Raw genomic sequence first — 2,660 nt, forward strand, 5'->3', positions numbered from 1 at the left:
AGATCCAAGAACAAGGGCAGCACCGGCCCGGGGGCTGCAAAGGCATTGACCCCCGGCAGCTCCTCCGCCACCGCGGCCAGGTCATAGACGCCGGGCTCAATCCGCACCGCCTCCACCATCTGCGCCTCGGCCTGCTCCACCCGGTCAATCCGGTACAGCTGCTCGCCGCCCTGCAACGGCAAGGAGACCACATCCCCGGCCCCCAGATGCAGCATCGAGGGCGGCAGCGCAAACCGCGCCATGTCGCGCGAAATCCGCGCCTCGGCCAGCCAGCGGCTGACCACCTGCCGTGCCTCGGCGCGGGTCAGCGCCAGCGGCAGCTCGTTCTGGCTGACAGAATGGGTGGCCTCATCCGGCAGCACCGCCTCAACCGAGCCCGCCGCATGATCGCCGCCCCATTCGGTGAACCGCAGCCGCACCCGGCCTGCCAGCTCGGCCGCGCCGGCCCGGCTCAGCTCAGTGGTGCCATCCAGCTCATCGCTTTCGGCCAGATGCTCCAGCGCCAAAAACTCGGCCCCGCTGCCCTTGCGCATCCGGAACATCAGCAGCCCGTCGCGCTCCACCGCATCAAACCCGTGCCGCAGCATCAGGGGCTGCAGCACCGCGCGGGCATCGCTTACATCCGGGTTCACAAGCCCGTGCACCACGCCATAGAGCTGCGACACATCAATGTCATAGAGGCCGGCGCGGTGGCAGACCTCCTCCACCACCGAAGCCAGCGTGCGCTGCCCGGCGCGCCCGTTCAGCCAATGGCCGCGCAGGTAGTTTTCACCGTCGTTCCAGATCTCCAACCGGCTCGGAAAGGCCGGAAACGGCCGCGCGTCCCAGGCCCAGACATAGGCGTTGGCCATATCCAGCATCCGTCCCTCGTATTCCTCCGACAGCGGGTTATTGGCGGCCTCCCCCCAATAGCCGAGAACGGCGCGCAGATAGGCGATTTGCATCAAATCGTCCCGCAACCCGTTGGAATGGCGCGGCAGTTTTGATTCCGAGCTTTTCGGGTCCAGAAACTTGTTCGGCTGGTTGCTGCCCTTGTCGATGGCGGCGCATCCCAGTTCAGTGAACCAGACCGGCTTTGACTGCGGCACCCAGGGCGTGGGCGCGGCCTGCCGCACCCCGCCGATCCGCTCGTGATGCGTGTTGGTCCACCAGCTGCGGATATCCTTGTAGCGCCAGATCCAGGGTTCCTGATGGGCGCCGTCGGTGATCTCTGTCCGGATTTGCGCGCCGCGCGCTTCGGCTGAGTGGTAATACCAGTCAAACCCCTCGCCGCCCGCCACATTGCTGCGCAGGTAGCCGCGGTCATAGACCGCCGGCACGCCGGATTGCGCGTCCAGATGGTCCTCCCCCTCGCGCCAGTCGCTAAGCGGCATGTAATTGTCGATGCCGATGAAATCGGTATTGGCGTCCGCCCACAGCGGATCCAGATGAAAATACCGGTCGCCTTCGGGCGATTGATAGCCCCAGTACTCCGACCAGTCGGCGGCATAGCCGATCTTGGTTTCCGCCCCCAGCAGGTTGCGCGCTTCCGCCGCCAGCGCCCGCAAGGCGGCCACCGCCGGAAAGCCGCTGGCGCCGCGGATCTGGGTCAGTGCCCGCATCTCCGAGCTGATGCAAAAGGCCTCCACCCCGCCCGCCGCCGCAGAAAGCGCCGCATTGTGCAGAATAAACCGGCTGAGGCTCCATTCATCCGGTCCGGTATAGGCAACGCTGCCGTCGCCCACTGCAAAATCCGCCGCGGTGACGCTGCCAAAGAAATCCGCGACCTCGGCATCCGCAGCCGCGGTGCCATCAGGGGAGCCGGGCCGGCCCGGCGCCGCTGACAGGGTGATCCGCCCGCGCCAGGGCAGATGCGGCTGGCTGGCGCCGCCGGTCCAGGGATCGGGCAAGGCGTTGCCCTCTGCCTGATCCATCAGGATGAAAGGATAAAACATCACCCTGAGGCCGCGCGCCTGCATCTCGCGGATCGACTGCACCACCGAAGCATCCGCCGGCGTGCCGCCGTAAAGCGGGGCGCCGTCCTGCTTCAGCACTTCATCTGCGGTGTTCCGGTCAAGCCCGCTGACTGTCCACGGCATATCTCCCTCGGCGGTCTTATGCTCCACCTTCGGTTTCAGCCTGCAGGCGCCGCAGCGCAGATCATCGCCGAACCAGGACACAATCAGCGAGGCGGCACCGCAGGATGGCAGCTCGGCCTCCAGCGCGTTCAGCGAGGTCTTGAGGTCGCTCAGCCCCGAGGGCGTATGCTGGTTCGCCGGTTTCGACGATCCCGGCCCGCCGCCGTAAAACACCGGATCCGCCGCCAGCGCATATTCACCGGTGCCCGGCATCAGCGCCACCCCCTGCACCAGGCGGCCCAGATCCTGCGCATGGGTGCTGCTGGCGGGCTGTTCGGGCCGCAGCACATCGAAGGAGAACTGCGGCACCCGGTTGCCAAAGCGCGCAAGGTCGAGGTTTTCCATCACCACATAGGCGGTGCCACGGTAGGCCGGCACCCGGCCTGCGCCTTCAACCGCTTCCATCACCGGATCCGGCAGCTGGTCCATGCTACGGCTTAGTTGGCGAAGTTGTCGATACAGTTCTTGGCGACGACGGCTTAGTTGATGGAGTTGTTGATACGGTTCTTGGCGATGACGGCTTAGTTGGCGGAGTTGTTGATA

At 66.0% G+C, this 2,660-nt stretch carries 1 pseudogene; it reads right to left on the reverse strand.

Going from position 1 to position 2,660, the window contains the following annotated elements:
* Positions 1-2,549, reverse strand: a pseudogene (locus VOI29_RS23935) (baseplate multidomain protein megatron); the annotation flags it as partial.
* Between the last annotated feature and the right edge of the window lie 111 nt (positions 2,550-2,660).

Origin of the sequence: Leisingera sp., assembly GCF_034669605.1 — a bacterium.
GTDB lineage: Bacteria > Pseudomonadota > Alphaproteobacteria > Rhodobacterales > Rhodobacteraceae > Leisingera.